General features: G+C 69.9%; 23 protein-coding genes and 3 tRNA genes. 14 read left to right on the forward strand and 12 right to left on the reverse strand.

What is annotated here, in order from left to right; all coding sequences use genetic code 11:
- Positions 1-38: 38 nt before the first annotated feature.
- Entirely contained in the window at positions 39-1,151 is a 1,113-nt protein-coding gene (locus tag E6A26_RS15470) for a LacI family DNA-binding transcriptional regulator (protein ID WP_136612103.1), read from the reverse strand.
- 239 nt (positions 1,152-1,390) lie between these two features.
- Between E6A26_RS15470 and E6A26_RS15475 the strand changes: the two genes are divergently transcribed.
- From E6A26_RS15475 to E6A26_RS15495, 5 genes are all read left to right on the forward strand, one after another.
- On the forward strand, positions 1,391-1,846 hold the full coding sequence (locus tag E6A26_RS15475) for a GNAT family acetyltransferase (RefSeq protein ID WP_136612104.1): 456 nt from the start codon (positions 1,391-1,393) through the stop codon (positions 1,844-1,846).
- Positions 1,847-2,145: 299 nt separating this feature from the next.
- Positions 2,146-3,924: a urocanate hydratase gene (locus tag E6A26_RS15480; RefSeq protein ID WP_136612150.1), complete on the forward strand. Its 1,779-nt coding sequence runs from the start codon at positions 2,146-2,148 to the stop codon at positions 3,922-3,924.
- A gap of 11 nt (positions 3,925-3,935) precedes the next feature.
- A complete protein-coding gene (gene hutH, locus E6A26_RS15485) occupies positions 3,936-5,537 on the forward strand; it encodes a histidine ammonia-lyase (protein WP_136612105.1) in 1,602 nt (533 codons plus the stop codon).
- 232 nt (positions 5,538-5,769) lie between these two features.
- Entirely contained in the window at positions 5,770-6,006 is a 237-nt protein-coding gene (locus E6A26_RS15490) for a hypothetical protein (RefSeq protein ID WP_136612106.1), read from the forward strand.
- A gap of 183 nt (positions 6,007-6,189) precedes the next feature.
- Positions 6,190-6,576: a DUF1304 domain-containing protein gene (locus E6A26_RS15495; protein WP_136612107.1), complete on the forward strand. Its 387-nt coding sequence runs from the start codon at positions 6,190-6,192 to the stop codon at positions 6,574-6,576.
- A 27-nt stretch (positions 6,577-6,603) separates the two neighbouring features.
- On the opposite strand, the gene hutG is transcribed toward E6A26_RS15495, so the two are convergent.
- Positions 6,604-7,611, reverse strand: coding sequence for a formimidoylglutamase (gene hutG / locus E6A26_RS15500; RefSeq protein WP_136612108.1), 1,008 nt, complete (start codon positions 7,609-7,611; stop codon positions 6,604-6,606).
- A gap of 173 nt (positions 7,612-7,784) precedes the next feature.
- On the opposite strand from hutG, the gene E6A26_RS15505 reads away from it, so the two are divergent.
- Positions 7,785-9,434, forward strand: coding sequence for a sensor histidine kinase (locus E6A26_RS15505; protein WP_168928760.1), 1,650 nt, complete (start codon positions 7,785-7,787; stop codon positions 9,432-9,434).
- 14 nt (positions 9,435-9,448) lie between these two features.
- Here E6A26_RS15505 and E6A26_RS15510 read toward each other — a convergent pair whose 3' ends face one another.
- Entirely contained in the window at positions 9,449-9,910 is a 462-nt protein-coding gene (locus tag E6A26_RS15510) for a hypothetical protein (protein WP_136612110.1), read from the reverse strand.
- Positions 9,911-10,091: 181 nt separating this feature from the next.
- Here E6A26_RS15510 and E6A26_RS15515 point away from each other — a divergent pair, with 181 nt between their 5' ends.
- Positions 10,092-10,904 (forward strand): response regulator transcription factor, encoded by an 813-nt coding sequence (locus E6A26_RS15515; protein WP_136612111.1) that lies wholly within the window; start codon positions 10,092-10,094, stop codon positions 10,902-10,904.
- A gap of 36 nt (positions 10,905-10,940) precedes the next feature.
- Here E6A26_RS15515 and E6A26_RS15520 read toward each other — a convergent pair whose 3' ends face one another.
- From E6A26_RS15520 to E6A26_RS15530, 3 genes are read right to left on the reverse strand one after another with little or no spacing between them, the layout of a single operon-like run.
- On the reverse strand, positions 10,941-11,303 hold the full coding sequence (locus E6A26_RS15520; RefSeq protein ID WP_136612112.1) for a hypothetical protein: 363 nt from the start codon (positions 11,301-11,303) through the stop codon (positions 10,941-10,943).
- Positions 11,293-11,937: a signal peptidase I gene (locus tag E6A26_RS15525; RefSeq protein WP_136612113.1), complete on the reverse strand. Its 645-nt coding sequence runs from the start codon at positions 11,935-11,937 to the stop codon at positions 11,293-11,295. Before E6A26_RS15525 ends, E6A26_RS15520 begins: the two co-directional genes overlap by 11 nt.
- Before the next feature lie 42 nt (positions 11,938-11,979).
- Entirely contained in the window at positions 11,980-12,600 is a 621-nt protein-coding gene (locus E6A26_RS15530; protein WP_136612114.1) for a TasA family protein, read from the reverse strand.
- A 202-nt stretch (positions 12,601-12,802) separates the two neighbouring features.
- Between E6A26_RS15530 and E6A26_RS15535 the strand changes: the two genes are divergently transcribed.
- Together E6A26_RS15535 and E6A26_RS15540 are read left to right on the forward strand one after the other, a co-directional pair.
- A complete protein-coding gene (locus E6A26_RS15535) occupies positions 12,803-13,126 on the forward strand; it encodes a PadR family transcriptional regulator (RefSeq protein WP_136612115.1) in 324 nt (107 codons plus the stop codon).
- Positions 13,123-13,953 (forward strand): permease prefix domain 1-containing protein, encoded by an 831-nt coding sequence (locus E6A26_RS15540; protein WP_136612116.1) that lies wholly within the window; start codon positions 13,123-13,125, stop codon positions 13,951-13,953. The genes E6A26_RS15535 and E6A26_RS15540 overlap by 4 nt, the downstream gene beginning before the upstream one ends.
- 66 nt (positions 13,954-14,019) lie before the next feature.
- Here E6A26_RS15540 and E6A26_RS15545 read toward each other — a convergent pair whose 3' ends face one another.
- Positions 14,020-15,471: an NCS2 family permease gene (locus E6A26_RS15545; protein ID WP_136612117.1), complete on the reverse strand. Its 1,452-nt coding sequence runs from the start codon at positions 15,469-15,471 to the stop codon at positions 14,020-14,022.
- Positions 15,472-15,584: 113 nt separating this feature from the next.
- On the opposite strand from E6A26_RS15545, the gene E6A26_RS15550 reads away from it, so the two are divergent.
- Positions 15,585-15,944: a hypothetical protein gene (locus tag E6A26_RS15550; protein ID WP_136612118.1), complete on the forward strand. Its 360-nt coding sequence runs from the start codon at positions 15,585-15,587 to the stop codon at positions 15,942-15,944.
- Between the two features lie 39 nt (positions 15,945-15,983).
- Here E6A26_RS15550 and E6A26_RS15555 read toward each other — a convergent pair whose 3' ends face one another.
- Positions 15,984-16,616, reverse strand: coding sequence for an NAD(P)/FAD-dependent oxidoreductase (locus E6A26_RS15555; protein WP_211129188.1), 633 nt, complete (start codon positions 16,614-16,616; stop codon positions 15,984-15,986).
- 262 nt (positions 16,617-16,878) lie between these two features.
- Here E6A26_RS15555 and E6A26_RS15560 point away from each other — a divergent pair, with 262 nt between their 5' ends.
- Positions 16,879-17,913, forward strand: coding sequence for a universal stress protein (locus tag E6A26_RS15560; RefSeq protein ID WP_136612119.1), 1,035 nt, complete (start codon positions 16,879-16,881; stop codon positions 17,911-17,913).
- Between the two features lie 13 nt (positions 17,914-17,926).
- Here the strand turns inward: E6A26_RS15560 and E6A26_RS15565 are convergent, their stop codons facing one another.
- Positions 17,927-19,393, reverse strand: a complete 1,467-nt coding sequence (locus tag E6A26_RS15565) for a C40 family peptidase (RefSeq protein ID WP_136612120.1) — start codon at positions 19,391-19,393, stop codon at positions 17,927-17,929.
- Positions 19,394-19,541: 148 nt separating this feature from the next.
- Positions 19,542-19,916, reverse strand: coding sequence for a metallopeptidase family protein (locus tag E6A26_RS15570; RefSeq protein ID WP_136612121.1), 375 nt, complete (start codon positions 19,914-19,916; stop codon positions 19,542-19,544).
- Positions 19,917-20,059: 143 nt separating this feature from the next.
- Here E6A26_RS15570 and E6A26_RS15575 point away from each other — a divergent pair.
- The 3 genes from E6A26_RS15575 (at position 20,060) to E6A26_RS15585 (ending at position 20,411) form a co-directional block, all read left to right on the forward strand.
- Positions 20,060-20,132 (forward strand) — tRNA-Glu (locus E6A26_RS15575).
- 80 nt (positions 20,133-20,212) lie between these two features.
- Positions 20,213-20,286 (forward strand) — tRNA-Asp (locus E6A26_RS15580).
- 49 nt (positions 20,287-20,335) lie between these two features.
- Positions 20,336-20,411 (forward strand) — tRNA-Phe (locus E6A26_RS15585).
- Between the two features lie 97 nt (positions 20,412-20,508).
- On the opposite strand, the gene E6A26_RS15590 is transcribed toward E6A26_RS15585, so the two are convergent.
- Positions 20,509-21,672 carry a tyrosine-type recombinase/integrase gene (locus E6A26_RS15590; RefSeq protein ID WP_136612122.1) on the reverse strand — a complete coding sequence of 388 codons (1,164 nt, stop codon included), beginning with the start codon at positions 21,670-21,672 and terminating at the stop codon, positions 20,509-20,511.
- Entirely contained in the window at positions 21,672-21,866 is a 195-nt protein-coding gene (locus E6A26_RS15595; protein WP_136612123.1) for a helix-turn-helix domain-containing protein, read from the reverse strand. The genes E6A26_RS15590 and E6A26_RS15595 overlap by 1 nt, the downstream gene beginning before the upstream one ends.
- Positions 21,867-22,707: the final 841 nt, after the last annotated feature.

The following is a 22,707-nucleotide window of genomic DNA, read 5'->3' on the forward strand; positions in this document are numbered from 1 at the left end:
CGGGGGCGAGGGCCGCGTGACCAGACGCATCGCCGGGGCTAAAGAGGCCGTCGTCCCATCGCATCCGAGACGGGGGCTGGGGCTGGCGCCGGCCCCACCGAGGCGCGTTCGACGGCGGGACAGTCGATTTCGAGCCGGCCGTCGCCCGCGGTCTCGGCGAGCCCAAGCAGCACTTGGATGCCGGCGGCGCCTAGCTCGTAATGAGGGAGTGCGACCGTGGTCAGCGGCGGACGCAGGTGGGCCGCGATGACTTCCTGATTGTCGAAGCCGACGACGGCGATGTCACCCGGAACCGACAGCCCGCGCTCGCGGAGCCCGTCGTAGAGGCCCATCGCGACCCGGTCGTTATGGCAGAACACCGCCGTCGGGTTCTGGGCCAGAAGCTCTTCTGCGACACCGTAGCCTCCCTCCTGGTCCGGCCGGGCGTCGAACACGAGCGAAGGTTCGTAGGCGACTCCGGCCTCCTCGATGGCCTCGCGATAGCCGCGGAGCCGTCCGTCGTGCGCGGGGGACGGGGTCGTGGTGTTGACGACCGCGATCCTCCGGTGCCCCTCGCGGAGCAGGAGCCGTGTGGCGTTCGCGCCGCCCTGGACCTCGGCTGGCACCACGGCGCGCGCGTCGCGGGCGGGCGAGTAGCAGTTGACGAGGACGAAGTCCGTCTCCTGCAGGGCCTTTGGGACCTCTGCCGCCCGGTGGTACCAAGTCGAATAGAGGACTCCTCGCACCTGGTGCTCGAGCATCATCGAGATGGCCTCGCGCTCGGCGTCTTCGTTGCCCTCGGTGTTCGCGATGAGCAGGACGAATCCATGCTTCCACGCCTCGTCCTGGGCTCCGTGGATGATTTGGCCGGCGAAGGGAGTCGTCGCGATCGCATCGGTCACGAGCCCAATGAAGCGCGAACCGCCGCTCACGAGGGTCTTCGCGAGGGCGTTGGGCCGGTAGCCGAGCGTGCGGATCGCGTCGTGGACGCGGGCGCGCGTCTCAGCGCTGATCCGTGCATCAGGCTTGTTGTTCACCACAAGGGAGACGGTGGCCACCGAGACAGAAGCCGCCTCCGCAACCTCGCGCATGGTCACGTAGTGGCTCGACTTGTTCCGTGCCGACGCTCCTGCGGCGTTGCCGCGCCGGCCTGCTGCCTCTTCCGACGTCATCGTTCTCGAAGTCTACGGCGGCGCGGTGAGCACCGCTCAATTTAGGGGGTTAAACGCTTGATCGACCGTGAGGCAATGCAATGCATTCTCCTCGGTTCAAACGCTTTGGCCTTCCGTTCGACGACGATTGCCCGCGAGAACGCGACCGGGTCGGGCGCCCGGCGCTGCGCGGTCGGGCGCGCCGTTGGTCGCGCTAGGCATCGGCGAGACGGCAGCGTGCCGCCCAGTACCGTTGGCTTATGCTTCTGCGTCCTTTCGCCGAAACCGACCGCGCCGCCGTCGTCGCCCTCTGGTGCGAGGTGGGGCTCACGAGGCCGTGGAACGATCCCGGGAAGGACATCGACCGGGCCGTCGCGACGTGGCCGGACCTCTTCCTCGTCGCGGAAGATGCCGCGGCGTCCGGTGACGACGACGGCGAAGGTGGCGGCAGCGCCGTCGTCGTCGGTACCGCGCTGTGCGGCTACGACGGACACCGCGGCTGGATCTACTATCTCGCCGTGGCGCCCACGCATCAGGGACGCGGGATCGGTCGCGCGCTCATCGCGGAGGCGGAGTCGCGCCTCGAGGCGCTCGGCTGTCCCAAGGCCATGCTCATGGTGCGCCGCGGGAACGAGAAGGCCCACGGCTTCTACGGCGGCTCGGGCTACGCGGAGGACGAGGTCGTGACGTTCGGGAAGCGCCTCATCGCCGACTGAGCGCGACGACTCAACGCGAGGACTGAGCGTCGCCTGGTGTGGGGTGGCCGGACGCCGGCACCCCTCCGGATTCCGACCGGGATCGGGCGGCGAATCAGCTTGGCTATCGGCGCGTCGGTGGGGCTCGCCGGGCGGCGAGAGCCAATCCCGGTCGGCAACTGAAGGCGCCCGGTGGGAACGTCTGGAATTCCGGACAGGTCCCCTCCGAACCCCCTGTTTCCGCGGCCCCCGGCGAGGTGTCATGGATACAGAAGATCCCCTTGGATCGCGAGACCACCATCACCGACGCAGGAGTCACGATGTCCACCACCGGTCAGGCCCGCAAGGCCGACTTCACCACCGGAGCCCGCCCGGTCCGCGCCCCGCGCGGCACCGAGATCACCGCCAAGTCCTGGCAGACCGAAGCGCCGATGCGCATGCTCATGAACAACCTCGACCCCGAGGTTGCCGAGCGCCCGGACGAGCTCGTCGTCTACGGCGGCACCGGCCGGGCCGCGCGCTCGTGGAAGGCCTACGACGCCATCCTCGAGACGCTCAAGGACATGGACGACGACGAGACCCTCCTCGTGCAGTCCGGCAAGCCGGTTGGCGTCTTCCGCACCAATGTGTGGGCCCCGCGCGTGCTCATCGCGAACTCGAACCTCGTAGGCGACTGGGCCAACTGGCCCGAGTTCCGCCGTCTCGAGGCCGAGGGCCTCACGATGTACGGCCAGATGACCGCGGGCTCGTGGATCTACATCGGCACGCAGGGCATCCTGCAGGGCACGTACGAGACGTTCGCGGCCGTTGGCCGCAAGCTCATCGCAGAGGGCCGCCACCCCGCCCCGCCCGCGGAGGGTTCGACCGAGGGCCCGCTGGCCGGCACCCTGACGCTCACCGGTGGCTGCGGGGGCATGGGCGGCGCCCAGCCGCTCGCCGTGACGCTCAACGACGGCGCCGTGCTGATCGTCGACGTCGACGAGACCCGCCTGCGCCGCCGGGCCGGCAAGCGCTACCTCGACGAGGTCGAGACCGACCTCGACGCCGCGATCGCCAAGGTGCTCAAGGCCAAGGAGGAGCGCCGGGGCTGGTCCGTGGGCTACGTGGGCAACGCGGCCGAGGTGTTCCCGGAGATCCTGCGCCGCCACCGCGCCGGCGAGCTGACCGTCGACGTGGTCACCGACCAGACCTCCGCCCACGACCCGCTCTCCTACCTGCCCACCGAATACGCGGTCGAGCAGTGGCACGCCGAGGCCGAGGCTGACCCCGAGGGCTTCACTAAGAAGGCCCAGAACGCGATGGCCCGGCACGTGCAGGCCATGGTCGAGTTCCAGGACCAGGGCGCCGAGGTCTTCGACTACGGCAACTCGATCCGCGATGAGGCGCGCAAGGGCGGCTACGGCCGTGCGTTCGAGTTCCCCGGGTTCGTCCCGGCGTACATCCGGCCCCTGTTCTGCGAGGGCCTCGGCCCGTTCCGCTGGGTCGCCCTCTCCGGCGACCCCGAGGACATCCGGGTCACGGACCAGGCGATCAAGGAGCTCTTCCCCGAGAACCGGCACCTGCACAAGTGGCTCGACGCCGCCGCAGAGCGCGTCGAGTTCGAGGGCCTCCCGGCCCGAATCTGCTGGCTCGGCTACGGCGAACGCCACAAGGCGGGCCTCCTGTTCAACAAGCTCGTGGCCGAGGGCAAGGTGAAGGCTCCGATCGTGATCGGCCGCGACCACCTCGACTCCGGCTCCGTCGCCTCTCCTTACCGCGAGACCGAGGCCATGAAGGACGGCTCCGACGCGATCGCCGACTGGCCCCTCCTCAACGCGCTCACCGCGGCGTCCTCGGGCGCCACGTGGGTCTCGATCCACCACGGCGGCGGAGTCGGCATCGGTCGCTCGATCCACGCGGGCCAGGTCTCCGTCGCGGATGGCACGGAGCTCGCGGCGGCGAAGCTCACCGCCCTCCTGACCAACGACCCCGGCATGGGCGTGATCCGCCACGTCGACGCGGGCTACGAGCGGGCCGCCGAGGTCGCCGCCGAGCGCGGCGTCAAGGTCCCCATGAGCCGCACCCACGAACCCGCAGCCGCGACCGAGACTGCGAAGTAAGGACGACGACGATGACTCTCACCGCCCCCGAAACCCACCTCCCCACCGAGGTGACCCTCGCCCTCGGCGGGCTGACCGCGGCGGACGTCGTCGCCGTCGCCCGTCACGGCGCTCACGTGAGCGTCGCGCCCGAGGCGCTCGCCGAGGTGGCCCGCGTCCGCGCCCACGTCGAGGAGCTCGCCGCGAGCGAGACCCCCGCCTACGGCATCTCGACGGGCTTCGGCGCCCTCGCGAATCGCCACATCCCGCAGGAACTGCGCACGCAGCTGCAGAAGTCGCTCATTCGCAGCCACGCGGCCGGCATGGGCCCGGCCGTCGAGCGCGAAGTGGTCCGCGCGCTCATGCTCCTGCGCGCCAAGACGCTCGCCTCAGGCCGCACGGGCGTCCGCCCGGTGGTGCTCGAGACGTTCGTCAAGCTCCTCAACGCGAACATCACCCCGGTGGTGCGGGAATTCGGCTCGCTGGGCTGCTCGGGCGACCTGGCCCCGCTTTCCCACGTTGCCCTCGTGCTCATGGGCGAGGGCGAGGCGCTGGGCCCCGACGGCGAGACGTTCGGCGGCCGCGGTGAGCGGACGACGGCGGAGCTCCTCGCCGAGCACAGCATCGCCCCGGTCACCTTGGCGGAGAAGGAAGGCCTCGCGCTCGTCAACGGCACGGAGGGCATGCTCGGCATGCTGCTCATGGCCCTCCACGACCTCGACGCCCTCGTGAAGACCGCGGATGTCACGGCGGCCCTCTCGGTGGACGGGCTCATGGGCACCGATCAGGTGTTCCTGCCCGAGCTCCACGCCGCGCTGCGCCCGCACCCGGGCCAAGCTGCCTCGGCGGCCAACATGCTCGCCGTGCTGGCCGGGTCGAAGATCGTCGAGTCGCACAAGGTCGGCGACAACCGCGTGCAGGACGCGTACTCGTTGCGCTGCGCCCCGCAGGTGGCCGGCGCCGTCCGCGACACCATCGCCCACGCGCGCACCGTCGCGGAGCGCGAGCTCGAGGCCGCGATCGACAACCCCGTGGTGCTGCCCGACGGGCGCGTGAGCTCGAACGGCAACTTCCACGGCGCTCCGGTCGCGTACGTGCTGGACTTCCTCGCGATCGCCGCCGCGGACCTGGCCTCGATGGCCGAGCGCCGCACGGACCGCATGCTCGACCCGGCCCGCTCCCACGGACTCCCGGCGTTCCTCGCGGACGATCCGGGCGTCGACTCGGGCCTCATGATCGCCCAGTACACGCAGGCCGGCCTCGTCTCGGACCTGAAGCGCCTTGCCGTCCCCGCGTCGGTGGATTCGATTCCGAGTTCCGCGATGCAGGAGGACCACGTCTCGATGGGATGGCACGCGGCGCGCAAGCTCCGCAAGGCCGTCGAGAATCTGCGCCGCGTGCTCGCGATCGAGCTCGTCACCGCGGCCCGCGCCATCGACCTCCGCACCGCGATGTCGGGCGGCGCGCTCGTCGCCGGACCTGGCGGCCAAGCGGCGATCTCGGTGCTCCGGCGCTCGGTGCCCGGCCCCGGAGTGGACCGCTTCATGTCTCCCGAGCTGGAGGAGGCGGACCGCGTCCTCGCGGGCGGCGAGCTGCTCGCAGCGGTGAGCGACGCGGTCGGCGGTCTGGGCTGACGCCTCTCCTCTCAGGGGCGGTTGGGGAGTGCCGGTGTGCCCCTGCGGGCCCGGGAAACCGGGCTCGCAGGGTGGTCTGACCACACCACTATGCGACTGCACAACAAAATTTGGACATCGTCGTCGGAAGCCACATAGCGACGCGCCGCAGGAACCGGTAGAAACAGAGAGGCTGCAATGGCGCAGCTCACAATGGTCCTAGAGGGACAGAATCCACGGAGGGGTTAGGGACATGAAGGCACGCGGAGCAGTTCTGACCAGACGAGGCGCGCACCAGGCGCCGATCGCCGACTGGACGGAGCTGCGGGCCGGGGATCCGATCGAGATCATCAAGCACGCGCAGCTCGTGGCCGCGGGGCGAGTCGAGGAAGTCTCGCTGAGCGGCAACGTGCTGTGGATTGAGGCTGACGGTGGCGAGGCGCGTCGACTTTTCCTGAAGTCCGACGGCGTGCTCGTGCGCCGCGCGTAAGGGTTCCCTCGCTCGCAACGTAGGAACACTCGCAATTCAGCGGGCCCCGCGCCGATGACGGTGCGGGGCCCGCGCGCGTTTGTGGAGCACTTGCGCCGAGTTGGCCAGTGCTTGCGCTGGGCGGACCAGGCGTGCCGCGCGCGGAATCAAGACTGCTGGGGAGCAGGCAAGTAGCCTGTGGCCATGGTCATCGCTGGACTCGTCCTCGCGGGCATCGCCGCGCTCATCCACGTCTACATCTTCTACTTGGAGTCGTTCGCGTGGACCGCTGCGCGGACCCGAGCCACGTTCGGGACCTCGGTCGAGCAGGCGGAGGCGAGCCGTGAGCTGGCCTTCAATCAGGGGTTCTACAACCTGTTCCTCGCCATCGCGGCCGGGCTCGGCGTGGTCCTGGTCGCGGCGGGGGCGACAGCCGTCGGCGCCACGCTGGTGTTCGTCGGGGCCGGTTCGATGGTCGCCGCGGGGCTGGTGCTTGTGCTCTCGTCGCCTTCGAAGGCCAGGGCCGCCCTCACTCAGCTCGTGCCGCCCGCGCTCGGGGTGGTCTTCCTCGCGATCGGCCTCGCGTCCTAGCCGAGCGGGCCTTCACATCCGGCCGCGCTACCCCAGTATGGTGTCGACGAGTCGCGCTGCGACGCGCGCGGTGCGACCGTCGACGTCGTACCTCGGGTTGAGCTCGGCGAGGTCCGCGTGCACGAGCTTGCCGCTTGCCACGACGCGACGCACGACGGCGACGATCACCTCGAGCGGCACGCCAAACGCCGCTGGGGCAGAGACGCCGGGGGCCACGGCGGCGGGGAGGACGTCGAGGTCGATCGTCAGGTACACGGCGTCGAGCCCCGCGAGGAAGTCTTCGACGAACGCCTCGGCGGTCTCCCGGCTCGCGTATTCGTCGAGGAGGTAGCGCACGCCGAGCTCGTCCGCCCGGCGGAAGAGCGCGAGCGTATTGTTGGGCCTCGAGATGCCGACCACGGCGTACTCGAGCGTGCGCCCCGCCGCGGCTTCCGCGCGGGCCATCTGCAGGAACGGGGTGCCGGAGCTAGGCCGAGCCTCGTCGCGGAGGTCGAAGTGCGCATCGAGGTTGAGCACGCCGACGCGCCGACCGGACGCTGACTCCGCGTCGACAACCCCGAGGTAGCTCGCGAACGCCGTCTCGTGTCCCCCTCCGAGCGTCACGGTGAGCGCGCCCGCGTCGATCAGTGCGGAGACCACCTCGCCGCAGCGCTCCTGGCCGCCCTCGAGATCGCCCGGCACCTCGTCCGAACCGAGGCTCACGGCGACGTCGCCGGCGTCGAACACGTCGCGCTCGAGGTGGAACGCAAGCGGGCCCAAGGCCGCGCGCACGGCCGCGGGCGCCGCCGCGGCGCCGATCCGGCCCTTGTTGCGCCGCACGCCCTCGTCGGAGCGGAAGCCGAGGAGCACGCCCGGGCGCCGCGCGCCGTCGTCCGCTGTGCGCGCCGCATCCACCGCCTCGGCCAGGGCCTCGGGGGACCAGGCTCGCACGGCCTGCCACCAGCGGCGATGCTCGGGGGCGTCGCCGTCGTGCCGCCCGGACCACGGCTCGCTCGGGACATCGACGGGCAACACAGGGCGAGTGGCATCCTTCATCCCCCCAGCACATCGCACAGGCCGCCGCCGGCGCCAGTGTCTGGGGGAAGAGATGTCCGGGACTCCGGATGCGCGCCGTCCCGACAGGTCGCCGCGCCTTCTTGAAGCGCGCATTGACCGTTCTGTCACACAATTGGTTGTGTCGGCGAACTATCTCGAAACGGGAGAGCGTAGTGGAGAAACTGCTGGACGTCCTGGTGCTGGGCAGGGGCCAGTTCCACGAGCTGAGCATGAGAGGCCGAGTCCTCTTGAGCCAGCTCCCACTCAACCTCACGATGCTCCTCGTGTGCGCGGTGGTCGCGTTCGCGGATCCGCGCAAGCTCTCGGACACCGGCTTCGTGGCCGGGCAGGTCATCTCGGTGGTGATCTTCGCGCTGTGTGCCGTGATTCCGTGGAACCGGTTGCCGTACGGATCGTTCCTTGTGATCCCGTTCCTCGATTTTCTTCCCGTGGGCCTCGTCCGGTCCTCCGCCTCGGACGCGCTCACCGGTCTGGGCCTCCTCGCGGTGTTCCCCGTCATGTGGCTTGCCGGCTCGGGCTATCGGACCCGCCTCATGGTTCCACTCGGGGGCGCGGCGACGCTCGTCATGGTGTGGGTGCCGCTGGCCATTGCGCACACCCTCGACCCCCGTTCCCTCGCCGCGGAACTCGTCACGCCGTTCATGATGCTCGCGATCGGGGTCGGGACCTCCGTCATGACCGCCAGCAGCATGGCCCAGCAGGCGCGCGTCGAGGAGCTGCTCGCGAGGAGCGAGACGCGCGAACGCCTCCTCGACACGGTCCTCGAGACCGTCGACGTCGGCGTCCTGGTCCTAGATGCCGACGGAAAGGGTACGTTCGCCAACTCGAAGCAGGTCGAGGTCTATGCGGCCGCGGTCCCGGCCGACGGCATCGGGGAGGAGCTCGAATCCCAGATGATGATCTACCGCGAGGGGTCCGACGAGCCGCTTCCTCCCGAGCAATGGGCGGTTGAGCGGGCGCTCGCTGGCGAAGAGATCGAACACGAACTGTTCACGCTCGGCCGAGGCACCGCAGCCCGCACGGTATCGGTGACGGTCCGCGGCTTCTCCGACGCGTCGGGATCGCATGCCGGGACCGTCGTAGCCTCCGCGGACGTTACCGACGTCGTCATGGCGGTCCGGGCCAGGGACCGGTTCCTCTCGGTCATGTCGCACGAGTTCCGCACGCCGATCGGGAACATCCTGGGCTACGCCGAGATGGTGCTCGACGATCCGCTCCTGAGCCCTGCGTCGCGCGGGGATCTCCAGGTGATCAGCCGCAATGCGGAACACGTGAATCAGATGGTCGACGATATTCTCGCCGCCGCGGTGACGGGACCTGCCGCGGCGGCCATCCGCCTGCCGGTCGACTTCGCTGCGCTCGTCCGGGAGGCCGGGGACTCCTCGGGCCCGGCAGCGCACCGCCGCGGCATCGGGCTGGACGTCCGCCTGGACGGGGCCCTCCCCATCCTCGGCGACCGGACGGGCCTCGCGAGGGTCCTCGACAACCTCATCTCGAACGCGATCAAGTACTCGGGCACAGGAACGCGGGTTGTGCTGAGCGCGTCGCGGGAGGGCGGCTGGGCCCAGTGCACCGTTCAGGACTACGGGATCGGCATCCCCGCCGGGGATCTCGAGCAGATCTTCACGCATTTCGGCCGCAGCTCCAACGTGGTGGGCACGGACATCCCCGGAACCGGCCTCGGCCTGGCGCTCGCCAAGGAAGTCGTGGAGAAGCACCGCGGCACCATTTCCTGCACGAGCGAGGTGGGGGTAGGCAGCACCTTCACGGTGCGCCTTCCGCTCCGGCGCGAGCCGGTCTGATCAGCGGCGGCCCCTCAGCACGTGTAAGGCTGCGTGAGGGCCGAACCCACCCAGGATCCCACGAGCGCCTGAACGGCGAGGGTGTACGTGCGGTTGCCTGTCGTGGCCGAGGACTGGGTGAGGGCAACCGTGGGCAGGGTCGTGGTGGTCGAGCTGCTCGTCCCATCCGGGGCGGTCAGCGTGAACAGGTACGCGGTGGCGCGGGGAACCTGGGCGTAGCCGGCGACCGTCACGGTGGCCTGCTTGTGGTTCGTGCTGCATACAAAGGACGCGTTCACGCTCGCGGGTGCCGGGATGCTGTACGTCGAGGCGCTGAGGGACGAAGTGCCAATGGCGGTGAACGCGGCCTGGGCCGCGGCGGGAGCCGCCACCAGGAGGGCGGCGGCCACGAACGGCGCGAGGGCCCGGATGAGGACGCGGTCGACGACGACGGCGAGGCGGTGCCGCGCAGTGCCCGGGATGCGCCGGTGCTCCATGGCCCCCCCCTCCGCCGAGTTGTTTCTGATGGCCTTTCCATGCTCTCAGCCGGGCCTCAAGCCCAACCGGAACGGATCCTCAAGGTTTGCTCAAGGTGAGGTGTTTGATGTAGATGCGGGTATGCCGACGTAGGGGACGCCGACGTGTAAAACGCCGCCGGATCTGGAAGACTTGCAGACCATGGGGGAAAACTCCACGGACCGTCGCGCCGTCGTCGTCGAAGACGACGCTGACATGCGCATCCTGCTCGTCCGGACTCTTCAGCGGCATGGGTTTGACGTGGCCGAAGCCGACACCGGCGCGGACGGCCTGCGCCTGGTTCGCGAGCACAGCCCTGACCTCGTGACCCTCGACCTGAACCTCCCGGACCTGGACGGAACCGAAGTGTGCCGTCGGCTCCGGGAGTTCTCCAATGCCTACGTCGTCATGATCACCGGTCGTGCGGACGAGATCGACGAGCTCATGGGCCTCCAGATCGGCGCCGACGACTACATCAGCAAGCCGTTCAGCCCCCGGACCGTTCAGGCTCGGATCGAGGCGATGTTCCGCCGCCCGCGTCCGGCGACCCGGCCGGCCGCGCCGCCTCCCGCCGTCGTCCTTGAAGCGGCGCCGGCCCCGACTGCGCCGGCCGCGACCGCGCCGAGCCTTGTGGCCGCCGCGCCGAGCCCAGCGGCCCCAGACGGCGAGCGCATGGCCCACGGCCCACTCGTGGTCGACGTCGATGCCCGCCAGGTGTTCGTCGACGACGAGGAACTGCTCCTGACCCGCACCGAATTTGATCTTCTTGCACTCATGGTCGGGTCTCCGCGCCGCGTGTGGACCCGCGAAATGCTGCTCCGCTCGGTCTGGGGGGACGAATGGGCCTCGGACGAACATCTCGTCGAGGTCCACGTGGGAAACCTGCGCCGGAAACTCGGTGATCGGGGGCGGAATCCCCGCTTCATCCGCACCGTGCGCGGCGTCGGCTATGGGATGGTTGCCGCGCCTTCCTGACCGGCCGGCCCCCGTCTGGTGAGGCCGGAGCTCGGGTCAGCGCCCTCTGAGCAGGTCCGTGAGCGCGCGGGCGACGGCTTCGGCGTCGCGGTCGAGCTGGGGGATCGAATCGCGCGCACCGCAAAGGTGCCCCGCCCGCAGCTCGCGGTCTGCCTGCCGTGCGTCCCGCTCGAGCCGCTGGGCCCCGACCATCTCGGCCGAGGCCGCGAGGCTCAGGAGAGCCACGTGGGCTGCCTCTGCCTGACCGGCATCGACCGTCGTGGAGATCCTCTCGAGCCGCCGCGGCAGGAGGTTGAGGAACGTGGCCGCGAACGCGAGGGCGTGGACGCGGGAGTCTAGCTCGCCCGCGAGTGTCTCGAACCGGGCCCGATCGAGGTCGGGCAGTGGATCAGCGGTCAACAGCATCTCCCCCTCCCGCCAAGCCCGCAGGGGCTTCCGTGTCCGGCGTGCCGGTGGGCCGGCGCCAGATCGATACGAGCAGCAGCGTAACCAAAATCGCTGGCGCAGCGAAGACGAGGATGGCGCGGACCAGGGGAGAACGCAGGGTCCTGATGACGTCACCCAGATGCGGCACCACGGCGGTGGTCGTGTAGACGGTGCTGTCGGTGATGACGGCAGTCCAGGGGTCCACCCCGCTGTTGGCGTCGCCCTTGGTCGTGATGATCGTGGCTCCCGCGCCGTTCCGCGTGATGCTCGCGATCCGATGCGTCTCGACGCGTTGGTCCTGCACGGGAATCTGATACGTGATGATGTCGCCCACCTTGAGCGTCGACGTCTCCGTCTTGGTGCTCACCACGAGGTCTCCCGGGTTGATGAGCGGGGCCATCGAACCCGTGAGCATCGTCGACGTCTGGTAGCCCAGGAATCGCGGCCCGACGGCGAGGAACAGGAACGTGGCGGCCGCGATGACGAGTACGAACCCGAGGGCCGCGCGGACCAGAACCTGCCCTGCCCTGCGGAGGCCCGGTCCCAGTCGCACCCCGTGGGCGGGGCTGGCGAGGGGAGCGGCAGATGCGCCAAGCGTGATGCTCATGACGGCCTTCCTAGGGGAGGGGCAGGTTCCGGGAGCCGGGTGCTACTGGTTGGTGCCGCTGCGCTGCGTGCCGGTGAAGGAGAAGCCCACGGTGCTCGAGGTGCCCTGGAACGTGTTGTCCGCGGCTGTGGGCAGCGTGAGCGTGACGCGGAGGTTGTCGGCGTGGCCCGCGGTGACGGACGTGAGGTTCGCCAGGCTGACGTTCGTGCCGATGACGGCGTGGGTCGCGAGCACCGACGCGGTGGTGCCGGAGCACGTGTACGTGTAGGCGGGGGCGGTGCCAGCTTCCGTCCAAGGGACGGAGCACGAGTCGACGACGAGCTGAAGGCCGTTGGTGGCATCCGTGTCGAGTTTCGAGGAGGTCGTCGCGGCGGTCGTGAGCGTGACGCCGGCGAGGTTCTGCGTGCCCGTGTTGGACAGGGTCACGGCGCGCTGGATGGTGTCACCCGGGACGATGCCGCTGGCCGCGACGGTCAGGCGGTTGGTCGCCGAGCCGGCCGTGCCGAGACCGACCACCACAGTGCCCGAGGAGACCGTGGTGCTCGCTGAGGTGGTGGACGTGAAAGCACCGTACGTCCCGAGCCCCGCGACGCTGGCCGCTGCCCCGACGAGGGCAGCCGAGGCGAGAAGCTTCCCGGACGTGGACTTGAGGCTGAGACCCATTTTCGTATCCTCTGTTCGGCCGGACCCCCGCCCGGACTAGATGTTGGCGCCAGCCCCAGCGGCTGACAACGACAACTCTCCCGCTCCGGTTTCAAGACCACCGCCCGCCAACCGACAAGAAAACCTCAAGATCAGTTCAAGTTGGGATTGAGGGCCTCCGGCCCCTTGCCAAGGAGGCCGCCTATACCTAGATTGCCTAGGTATGGGACGAAGTGCAGTGAACGGACAGCTTGACCTCCTGCTCCTGGCCTCGCTCGGAGCGGGCGAGGCGCACGGCTACGCGCTCATCGCGCGCATCCACGAGCGCAGTGGCTCCCGCCTCGAACTCCAGGAGGGCTCGGTCTACCCGGCGCTCCACAAGCTCGAGGCCTCCGGAAGCGTCGCGAGCCGCTGGGCGGACGACGGCGGCGGCCGTCGCCGCGTCTACGCGCTCACCACGGCGGGGCAGACCGAGCTCGCGAGGCGCGCTGAGGAATGGAACGGCTTCGCGGCGGCGGTCCGCGGCGTCCTTGGGGCGGCGTCGTGAGCGCCCCGGGCGGGCCGGTCGGCCCGGACGGCGCGGGCTCGGGTGATGCGACGCCCGCAGAGGAGGCGCCGATCGACGTCTATCTCGACGAACTCCTGGTCGCCTCGCGGGATGCCGAGCCTGCGGCCGCGCGTCGGCTTCTGGCCGAGGCGGAGGGCCACCTTCGCGAATGCGCGTCCCGCCTCCGGGCCCAAGGCCTCGATCCGATGGAGGCCGAGCGCGAGGCGGTCCGGCGCTTCGGTCCCGTCCGCACCGTGACGCCTGCCCTGCGCACACCGCTCGCGGCGATTGGCCGGCTCCCGCTGCGCGCGTTCGTGCGGCCGATCGTCGGGCTCGCCGCCGTCGGCGCCATCGCGGTGGGGCTGAGCGGGGCCCTCTCGGAGATCTTCGGCCGGATCTGGGGCGCAGGGTTCGTGTCCGGTGACCTTCCCGGCGTCGCGTATACGGCAGCCCGCTGCGCGGTCCTGCAGGCTCCCTACCCTGGCCTCGACTGCGCGCAGGCGGCTGCCGAGCACCATTGGGGCGAGGTGGTCGAATACCGCGTGGTGCTCGGCGTGCTCGGCCTCGTGCTGCTGCTCGTCTGGCGCTTCCTGCCGCGCGAGACCCCGCTCCCGGCTGGGCTCGCGCCCGCGCTCGCGGGCGCGGCCTTCCTGCTCGCGGCCGCCGCGACCGGCTTCCAGGCGCTCAACGCGGCCGTTCAGGGCTGGCAGGGCACGGGGGCGTGGCTCAGCGCTGCGGTCATCTCGTTCCCGCTGGCCGTGGTGTTCGCCGTGATTGCACTTCGCGGCCTGCGCCCGCCCAGGGATAACCGGGAGAGTGTCGCCTAGGCGGGCCTGCGCCCACCCCGGGACAGCCGGGACGGTACAGCCTAGGCGGGCCCGCGCCCGCCCCGGCTACACCCCGAGCAGCTGCTCGATCGGCCCGAGTGCGAAGAACAGCAGGAACGCCGCCGCGACGGCCCACATGAGCGGGTGGATCTCCCGTGCCCGGCCCTGGAACGTGCGCACCAGGACGTAGCTCACGAAGCCCGCGCCGAGCCCGTTCGCGATCGAGTACGTGAAAGGCATGAGCACGATCGTGAGGAACGCGGGGATCGCGATCCCGACGTCCTTCCAGTTGATCTTCGCGACCTGCTGGAACATGAGGAAGCCGACCACCACGAGCGCGGGCGCGACGGCCTCGAACGGCACGAGGTTGATGAGCGGCGTGAGGAACATGGCCAGCAGGAGCATGATGCCCGTGACCACGGAGGCGAGGCCCGTCCGGGCACCCTCGCCGATCCCCGCGCCCGACTCGACGAAGATCTGGTTCGAGGAGATCGACGAGCCGCCGCCCGCGATCGCGCCGAACGCGTCGACAAGCAGGACGCGGTCGACGTTCGGGATGTTCCCCTTCTCGTCGATGTTCCCTGCCTCGCGCGCAAGGCCGACCATCGTCCCCATCGCGTCGAAGAAGATGCTGAGCAGGATCACGAAGGCCATGAGGAGCGCCGCGAGCACGCCGAGGTGGCTGAACGCGCCGATGGGGTTGGCCTTGCCGAGCAGGCTCAGGTCGATCGGCTGGATATTGCCGAGGCCGGGCACCACGAGGGACCATCCGGCGGGATTCGGCTTCTGTCCCGGCGCGACCGACGGCCCGATGTGGAAGACGAGCTCGAGGACGTTCGCGAGGATCGTTGCGCCGACGATGCCGATGAGGATCGCGCCGCGCACGCGGCGGACCATGAGGGCGATGGTCAGCACGAGGCCCACCACGAACACGAGCGTGGGCCAGCCGATGAGCCGCCCGTCGATGCCGAGGCCCAGCGGGACAGTGGTGCCGGCGGAGTCGGGGATGCGGCGCACGAAGCCGGCCTCGACGAGGCCGATCAGCGTGATGAACACGCCGATGCCCACCACGATCGCCGTCTTGAGGCCCTCCGGCACGGCCTTGAACACGGCCGTCCGGAAGCCCGTCAGCACGAGCACGAACATGATGACGCCAGCCACGACGACGAGGCCCATCATGTCCGGCCACGTCACCCCGGGGTGCGTTGCGATGGTCACGGCCACGAACGCGTTGACGCCGAGGCCGGTCGCGAGCGCGAACGGGTGCTTGGCCCATACGCCCATGAGGATCGTGAGCACGCCGGCCACGAGCGCGGTCGCGGCTGCGACGCGCGGAATGCCGAGCGTGTTGCCGGCCGAGTCGGCGCCGGAGAGGATGAGCGGGTTGAGGACCACGATGTAGCCCATGGCAAAGAACGTTGCCAAGCCGCCGCGGATCTCCCTCGCGACGTTGGAGCCTCGCTCCGTGATCTTGAAGTAGCGGTCGACGGCATTGGTCGACACAGTCGTGGTCGACATGGAAATCCCCTTGGGGTAGGCGCAGGATATCGTGCCTATGTTAGTGCCGCGAGCAATGAAGATCGTGCTCATCACGTCCTACTGTGATCGAACACTCCCGGAAGGGGACCAGTTTGAGCTTCTCGCGCGCCGCCGCAGCGTCAGTTTCGCTCGCCGCCGTCCTGCTCGCTGGGCCAACGGGTGCGGTCGCAGCGCCGGGGGACCCCACGCCGTCGTCCGTTTCGACGTCAGCGGCCCCGGCCTCGACGCCCGCGGCGACTCCCGCTGTCCCGCTCCCGGGGATCCAGACCGCGGCACCAGGGAACGTCCAGACCCCGCCGGCCGCCCCGACTGCGCCCAGCGAGCCCTTCCCGTGGCCGATCATCGTCTTCGGCGTCCTGGGCATCGTGCTGCTCGTCGTGTGGGCGGTGCTGACGCGGCGAGCCCGCGACGCGGAGCGCGCCCCGGAAACAGACGACGGCGACCCCGCCTGAGCGGGCCGCTCGCCTCGGGCTGACTCGGCGAGTAGCGGGTCAGGCGGGCTGAAGCGGGGACCCGAACGGGCGCGTCGCCGGTCGGAGAGCGTGGTCGGTGCGCTCTGCGCCCGTGGCCTCCGCGACGGCCTTGCCGACCGACTTGGCCTGCCACAGGAGCTCGCGCGTGGACGGCGCGGCAAGTTCCGTCACGCCGATGAGGTACAGACCGATGTTTGCCAGATCCTCCATGAGCTTCTCGCCGAGGGAGAAGCCGAGATCGGCAAGGAAGCGCCGGAGCTGGTTGTGCGCGCAGCGCGTCAGGATCACCGCGTCGGCGAAGATCACGCCGGATTCGGTCCGGACCGCCCACCGCAGCCCCGAACTGGGCCGGGGCTGTTCGACGAGCGCGAGGTGCTGGGCGCGGACGGTCGGGCGGACGTCGAGGCTGTGGCTCTCGACGTGCGTGCGGAGGTGCCGCATGACCTGGAGGTATTCGACTGATTCCGCCGAGGCGAGGTCAGTGACGCGGAGGGCCGTGGTGGCCGTGGCCGGGGCCCCCGATTCGAGACCGTCTACCGTTACCGTCTCGACCCCGTGCCGGCTCAGCTCGCCAGCGACCGCGAGGCCGGAGAGACCGGTGCCGATGACCACGGCAGTTGTCGACTCAGAGGTGGTCAGCGGCGTGGACACGGGTCGACTCTCCTCCTGTCAGCGGACGGTGTGTGAGTGCCTCTCCACCCCCCGGTAGAGCACTCCTCGGAACATTACCCCCATTCAGGATGGACCGGTAGGCCTCTCTCACAAGGTATAATTCGCCGCCCAGGGGAGGTGTCCGAAGGGTTCGGAAGACGGTTGCGCGGCCCGCCGTCGTCGGAGCTTGACCCGCACTCCAAACCGACCACCATTGTCAATAAGGGGCCCGTGTGGCGCCCATCTCAGGAGGAGGAACGAGATGTCAGACCAGACCGAGCGCGAGTCCGGCCAGGGTGAAGGCGTGGACACCCCTCTGCCCACTGGCATCGTCGTCGGCGTCGACGGCTCGGACCACGGGCGGTGCGCCCTCATCTGGGCCGCGAGGGAGGCCCAGCGACGCAGGAGCCCCCTCCACGTCGTGACGGCCTACAGCGTGCCGATCTTCGCGGCGTCCGGGCTCGATGGCGGGTACTCGACGATCGACGACACCGTGATCCAGGACGGGGCCAAGGCCGTGCTGCGCGAGGCGCTCGATTCGATCGAGGGCTTCGACGATCTCGACATCACGTCTTCGGTGGAGAGCGGCGACGCCGCCGGCGTGCTCCTGCAGTTCTCGGAGACCGCAGAGCTGCTCGTCTTCGGCACGCGCGGCCGCGGCGGCTTCGTCGGGCGCCTGCTGGGGTCTGTCAGCAGCGCCCTTCCCGCGCACGCGCGCTGCGCCACGGTGACGGTTCCGCTGCGCTTCGCGGAGCGGCTCGGCGAGCAGGTCGAGGACAGGCACGTGCGCGCCGAGGAGGGGCGCGAGGCGCGCAAGGAAGTCGAGCGCATCGTCGCGGTGGGCGTTGACGGCTCTGAGCAGGCCCGAGTCGCGGTGCTCGTGGCGGCCGAGGAGGCCATGCTGCTCGGCGTTCCGCTGCGCGTGATCTGCGCCGTTCCTCAATTCAGCGGGAGCCTCGCGTGGGTGCCCGCGCCCGTGGACCGCGAACAGCTGTTCCGGGACATCCAGACGCAGCTCAAGGCTGGGACGGCGTGGCTGCAGAGCCACTTCCCTGACCTCGAGGTGCAGACGAGCCTCGTGGACGGCGCGCCCGTCGACGTGCTCGTGGACGTGAGCCGCGCCGTCGAGCTACTCGTGGTGGGCACCCGCGGGCACGGCGGCTTCGCGGGGATGCTGCTCGGATCAACAACCGACGGCGTCCTGCACCACGCGAAGGGGCCCATCATGGTGGTGCCGGACCACGAGGACGCGCGGCTCGCCGATCGGCCCAAGTTCGGGCCGATGCTCGCGCCTTAGCTGGTGCGCGCCCTCAGTACCGCGCGACCGTGGGCCATACGCCGGACATCCACGCGAGCGGCGTCACGGTGATGCCGTCCGTGGGGTTCAGTGCGTTGACCATCCGGCCGTTCCCGATGTAGATGCCCACGTGGTAGAAGTTGCCGGGCGTGCCGAACACCACGAGGTCGCCGGGCCGGGCGCTCGCGAGCGGGACCTTCGTCGGCGCCGAGTTGTACTGCTCCGTCGCCGTGCGCGGGACCCAGATCCCGGCCGCGCTGAACGAGTACCAGACGAGGCCCGAGCAGTCGAACCCCGTGGGTCCCGTGCCGCCCCACAGGTAGTAGTTCGGCGGGCCCACCTTTGACATCGCGGTGCTGATCGCGGCCTGGATCCCCGAGCCAGACGGGGCGGGGGCCGGTGCCGGGGCGGGAGCTGGTGCGGGGGCTGGGGCAGGCGCGGGAGCTGGGGCCGGAGCCGGCTCGGGTGCGGGAGCTGGGGCCGGAGCCGGCTCGGGTGCGGGAGCTGGGGCCGGAGCCGGCGCGGGTGCGGGAGCTGGGGCCGGAGCTGGCGCGGGTGCCGGAGCCTGGACCGGGCTTGGCTGTCCGTTCGAGGCGACGTTGACGGACGACGGCGCGGGCGGACTCAAGGGGGCCGGCGCGGCCTGCTGGGCCGCCGCTTGCGCCGGGGCTGCGGCGGCCGCCGCGGCCGCCGTCGAGGCGAGCATCGCGGCGTACTGCTGCTGCTGACGCTGCTGCTCCAAGCCTGCGACTCTGGCTTGCTCGAGCTCGACTGTGGTGTTGCGCAGGGTCGCGAGCTGGCTCACGAGGGTAGTGCGCTGGGCGTTCGCCTGGGTGACGGCACTGCGGTACGAGGCGTTGGCCGCGTCCGCGGCGTCCTTCGCCCGCGAAGCCGCCTGGGCGGCGTCGTCGGCGGCCTTGGTCGCCTCGTCCGCCTGCGCCCGCATCTGGGACGAGGCCGCGGCGGCTTGCTGCGCGGTGTTGAAGGCCTCCGAGCGCCGAGCGTCGATCGATTGGAGGGCAGCGGCCCGGTCCAGGACATTTCCGGCGTTGTCGGCCATGTAGGCCTGCACGCCCGGGTTGAGGCCGCCGCTCCGGTAGAGCTCTGCCGCGAGGGCGCCAACCTGCTTCTTTGCGCTCGCGTCCGCAGCCGCAGCGGCGTCGGCCTTCTTCTGCGCCTGCTGCGCATCCGTGCGCCGCTGGTCGAGGGTCACGAGCGCCATGCTGTACGTGTCGTTGGCGCGCATCGTGTCGACAGTGCTCTTGGCGAGGCCGTCCTGAGCCGAATTGATGAGGCCTTCGACGTGGGTCACCTCGGCCGCCGTTGCGTCCGCATTCGCCTTGGCGGCGTTGATCTGCTCAGGGGTGGGGATCGACGGATCATCTGCGGTCGCAGGGGCTGCGGCGAACGTCAGGAGGAGTGCTGCGGCAACGGAAAAAGCCGCGAATGGCCTCGCGGTCGACGTCAACTTCTTGTCCAAAGCACACCTCGTAGCCTCTTGGTCTCCGGACCGAGGCTACGGCGCAAGTGTCACAATTGCAACACTAGTCACAGACGTAGCATAAACAACAGCAGTGTCATTTGAGGAGAGGCGTCGGCGTGTCGGCGTGTCGTGTCGCTGCCAACCGTCAACCCCACCCGAGATCGTGGAGCCGGCGATCGTCGATGCCGAAATGGTGGGCAATCTCGTGAACGACGGTCACCAGAACCTCGCGGACCACGTCCTCGCGGCTCGAGCACATCTCGAGGATCGGCTCGCGGAAGATCGTGATGCGGTCGGGCAGCGAGCCCGCTCCGTACCAGGAGTCCCGCTCGGTGAGCGGAACCCCCTCGTACAGTCCGAGGAGCACGGTGTCGGGATCGTCGTGCGGCCCGGGCTCGTAGCGGTCTGCGATGAATACGGCCACGTTGTCCATGTGTCGGGAAAGGCTTTTCGGGATTCGAGCCAGCGCGGCCTCGACCGCCGCCTCGAATTCGTCCTCGTCCATCCACGGCGCACCCATGCGCTCAATGTAGTGCGGCGCGCGGCTCCTGGGGGATGCCGCGAGGGGGCGGGCGATTTGTGGGCGACGGCGGCCGCACCGTATAGTTTTTTGCGTCCACTTCGACTGGGATGCCCGCAAGGGAAGCCCGTTGAGGTTCTCAGGCCCCCATCGTCTAGCGGCCTAGGACACCGCCCTTTCACGGCGGCGGCACGGGTTCGAATCCCGTTGGGGGTACACGGGATCTGGTTTGGAGCAGACCTTCAGGTCTGCTAGGATTTAGATCTTGTGAGCGGGGGCAAACCCCGGACATTCAAGGCCCTGTAGCGCAGTTGGTTAGCGCGCCGCCCTGTCACGGCGGAGGTCGCGGGTTCAAGTCCCGTCAGGGTCGCTTCGGCGACATGACCCCGGTCAAGTTGCCATCGGTGACGAGTCACCGGGGCTCTGTAGCTCAGTTGGTAGAGCGTTCGACTGAAAATCGAAAGGTCACCGGATCGACGCCGGTCGGAGCCACCACGGAAACCCCGCACCACGAGGTGCGGGGTTTCTGGTTTTCGCAGGTGAGCGGCGGGTTCTCGGTTCGCTTCAGTCCGACGGCGGCTTGCCTCTCCTCTCACAGCCGGGGGACGTCGAGTTTTTGGGCCATAACGGGGCCATTAAGGGCGGCGTCGAGCACGCTCCCGGCGCGCCGGGCGACTCCTTCTCGGGCTCGGGAGTACCGCTCGGTGACCTGGAGGCTGGAGTGCCCGAGCACGGCCTGGACGTCGGGGGCCGAGGCGCCGGCGTCGAAGAGGATGGTCGCGAAGGTGTGCCGCAGGTCGTGCACACGGAAGTCCGGACTCCCGAGCGCGATGCGGATCTTCTCCCAGTCCACGGCGCGGCGGAGGTTCCGTGCGGTGAGCCGCCCGCCGTCGGGTCCGGAGAAAAGCAGCTCGTCTGGCCCCTTGCCCTTCATTGCATCGACCACGTGGGGTCGGAGGGCTTGGATGATGGGCACCACGCGGTCCTTGTGGCTCTTGGGGCTCTGCTCGATCAGCTCCCCGTGCGGTCCGGGGGAGAAGCTGCGGCTGACCCTGATGATCCCTTGCTCTAGGTCCGCGTCGCGTACCCGCACCGCGGTGGCCTCGCCGGCTCGCATCCCTGTGTAGACGAGGGCGGCGGTGTAGCGGCGGTAGGGGCCCGCGGGGACCGCCTCGAGCAGCTGCGCGACTTGTCCCAGTGTCAGCGCTCGTGAGGTCGGGGAGATCCCGGCGTCCGGGGTGGGGCGTCTGATCTCGCGGGCGGGGTTGTAGTCGATGATGCGGGCGCGCCGGGCGGCGTCGAGGAGCCGGCTGAGGACGGCGAGGGCGTCCACCTTGACCGACGGGGTGCCGGACCACCTCACCATCGCCGCTTCGATCAGGGGTGAGGTCATCGCCTCGAGCTTGACGTGCCCGAGCGTGGGCTTCACCCGCAGCCGCCAGGCGACGTCGTATCCACGCGCCGTCGCCGGCCGCACCGAGGCCGCGATCGCTGGCCAGTGGCGTTCGTGCCACTGACTCAGCGTCATCGCCCCATCCCGGTTCTTCCCCGCGATGGCTTTGGCGAGTTCCTTCTTCGCCTCTGCGAGGGTGAGGAACATCTGGGTGCGTTCTTTCGGCGTCCCGTCGATGTCGTGGGCGATGAGGCGGATCTGGTACCGCTTCCGGTCCTCCCGCCAGCGGATGCCCTCCGGGAGCGGGCGCCCCGTGTGCGGGTCGATCCGCACCGGCGAGTCTTTCGACGGCCTCCCGGCCATCACCGTCTCGTCCCGCCGACGCTGAGGAACTCCTCGATCGTCTCCGCCCGCCACAGCTTGTGCTTCCCGACCTCGGCATCGTGGGGCGGGACCAGCCCGTCCCGGCGCAGCTTGTCGAAGGTCGGCAGCGGCACCCGGCACAAGGCGGCGGCCTCGGCGCGCGTCAGGTACTCCGGCCCTGTCGCCTCACTCATTTCGTCCACCTCCGTGAGGCCGGCTGCTGGCAGGGGCGGAACGGGGACGGTGGAATCTTTCGTGTGACCGCCGGGACCATGGAGGCGGATTCGTACGGGTCGACAGCCACGGGACGGTCTTCCCGAGTCGGACGGCGGCGCCCGGGTGGGGCCGCTCTGCGGGGCAGGTGCGCGCGGGGTCCCCGGCTCGATCGTCCCGTGCCCCCGAATCGCCGAAGGCTCGGCCGGGGGTCGACGGGGCCGCGCTGCGGTGCGATCATGTTTTTCAGGCGTGTGCGCTGGCTTCGCCCAGGGGCCAAAGTCGCCGGTGTGGGTTTCTCCGCCGGCCAAGTCAGGATTGACGGTGGTGCCACCGTGGCGCCACCGTGTGACCTGCGGTTTCTCTCTTTGGCGGCGAGCCGCAACCTCTTCGGGAACCGTGCGCGGAAGTCGTCATCGCGCGCCCTTTCTCGGAATCTGGGCATCTGCGCAGGTGCGTCCGGCCTCTGTCTGTGGTGAACATGAATGCGCCATCTCATGAGAGGCAGGTGCACACACGCTCCCCGGCACCCGGTCTCGCGGTGTAGTCGACGACATGATCTGCTCACTCGAGCCCCAAACGGACCACAATGGACTGGGCCCATCCACAGAGGGCCGAAGGCTGACACCCCGGGCGGCGGGCAGGGCATCGGATGCCTCATCGCTCGCGACAAGCACCACCGTGACCGGTGAGACGACGAGCCGCCGTGCTTAAGCTCAGTGCCATCGCCTCCGATCCCTGACCGGCAACTGCCGTCACGGTCCAGTTCGCCAGTTTGGACAGCCGAACCCACCAGCCAGTCGCCTGCGATGGGCCCGCCGC

Source organism: Sinomonas albida, assembly GCF_004919045.1.
In the GTDB taxonomy this organism is placed as follows: Bacteria; Actinomycetota; Actinomycetes; order Actinomycetales; family Micrococcaceae; genus Sinomonas; species Sinomonas albida.

Coding starts and splice junctions, on each gene's coding strand:
- E6A26_RS15480 (WP_136612150.1), top strand. CDS start 2,146: ATGTCCACCACCGGTCAGGCCCGCAAGGCCGACTTCACCACCGGAGCC.
- E6A26_RS15470 (WP_136612103.1), bottom strand. CDS start 1,151: ATGACGTCGGAAGAGGCAGCAGGCCGGCGCGGCAACGCCGCAGGAGCG.
- E6A26_RS15545 (WP_136612117.1), bottom strand. CDS start 15,471: ATGTCGACCACGACTGTGTCGACCAATGCCGTCGACCGCTACTTCAAG.
- E6A26_RS15495 (WP_136612107.1), top strand. CDS start 6,190: ATGGTCATCGCTGGACTCGTCCTCGCGGGCATCGCCGCGCTCATCCAC.
- E6A26_RS15530 (WP_136612114.1), bottom strand. CDS start 12,600: ATGGGTCTCAGCCTCAAGTCCACGTCCGGGAAGCTTCTCGCCTCGGCT.
- E6A26_RS15570 (WP_136612121.1), bottom strand. CDS start 19,916: ATGGGTGCGCCGTGGATGGACGAGGACGAATTCGAGGCGGCGGTCGAG.
- E6A26_RS15525 (WP_136612113.1), bottom strand. CDS start 11,937: ATGAGCATCACGCTTGGCGCATCTGCCGCTCCCCTCGCCAGCCCCGCC.
- E6A26_RS15560 (WP_136612119.1), top strand. CDS start 16,879: ATGTCAGACCAGACCGAGCGCGAGTCCGGCCAGGGTGAAGGCGTGGAC.
- E6A26_RS15515 (WP_136612111.1), top strand. CDS start 10,092: ATGGGGGAAAACTCCACGGACCGTCGCGCCGTCGTCGTCGAAGACGAC.
- hutH (WP_136612105.1), top strand. CDS start 3,936: ATGACTCTCACCGCCCCCGAAACCCACCTCCCCACCGAGGTGACCCTC.
- E6A26_RS15590 (WP_136612122.1), bottom strand. CDS start 21,672: ATGGCCGGGAGGCCGTCGAAAGACTCGCCGGTGCGGATCGACCCGCAC.
- E6A26_RS15535 (WP_136612115.1), top strand. CDS start 12,803: ATGGGACGAAGTGCAGTGAACGGACAGCTTGACCTCCTGCTCCTGGCC.
- E6A26_RS15510 (WP_136612110.1), bottom strand. CDS start 9,910: ATGGAGCACCGGCGCATCCCGGGCACTGCGCGGCACCGCCTCGCCGTC.
- E6A26_RS15475 (WP_136612104.1), top strand. CDS start 1,391: ATGCTTCTGCGTCCTTTCGCCGAAACCGACCGCGCCGCCGTCGTCGCC.
- E6A26_RS15490 (WP_136612106.1), top strand. CDS start 5,770: ATGAAGGCACGCGGAGCAGTTCTGACCAGACGAGGCGCGCACCAGGCG.
- E6A26_RS15595 (WP_136612123.1), bottom strand. CDS start 21,866: ATGAGTGAGGCGACAGGGCCGGAGTACCTGACGCGCGCCGAGGCCGCC.
- hutG (WP_136612108.1), bottom strand. CDS start 7,611: ATGAAGGATGCCACTCGCCCTGTGTTGCCCGTCGATGTCCCGAGCGAG.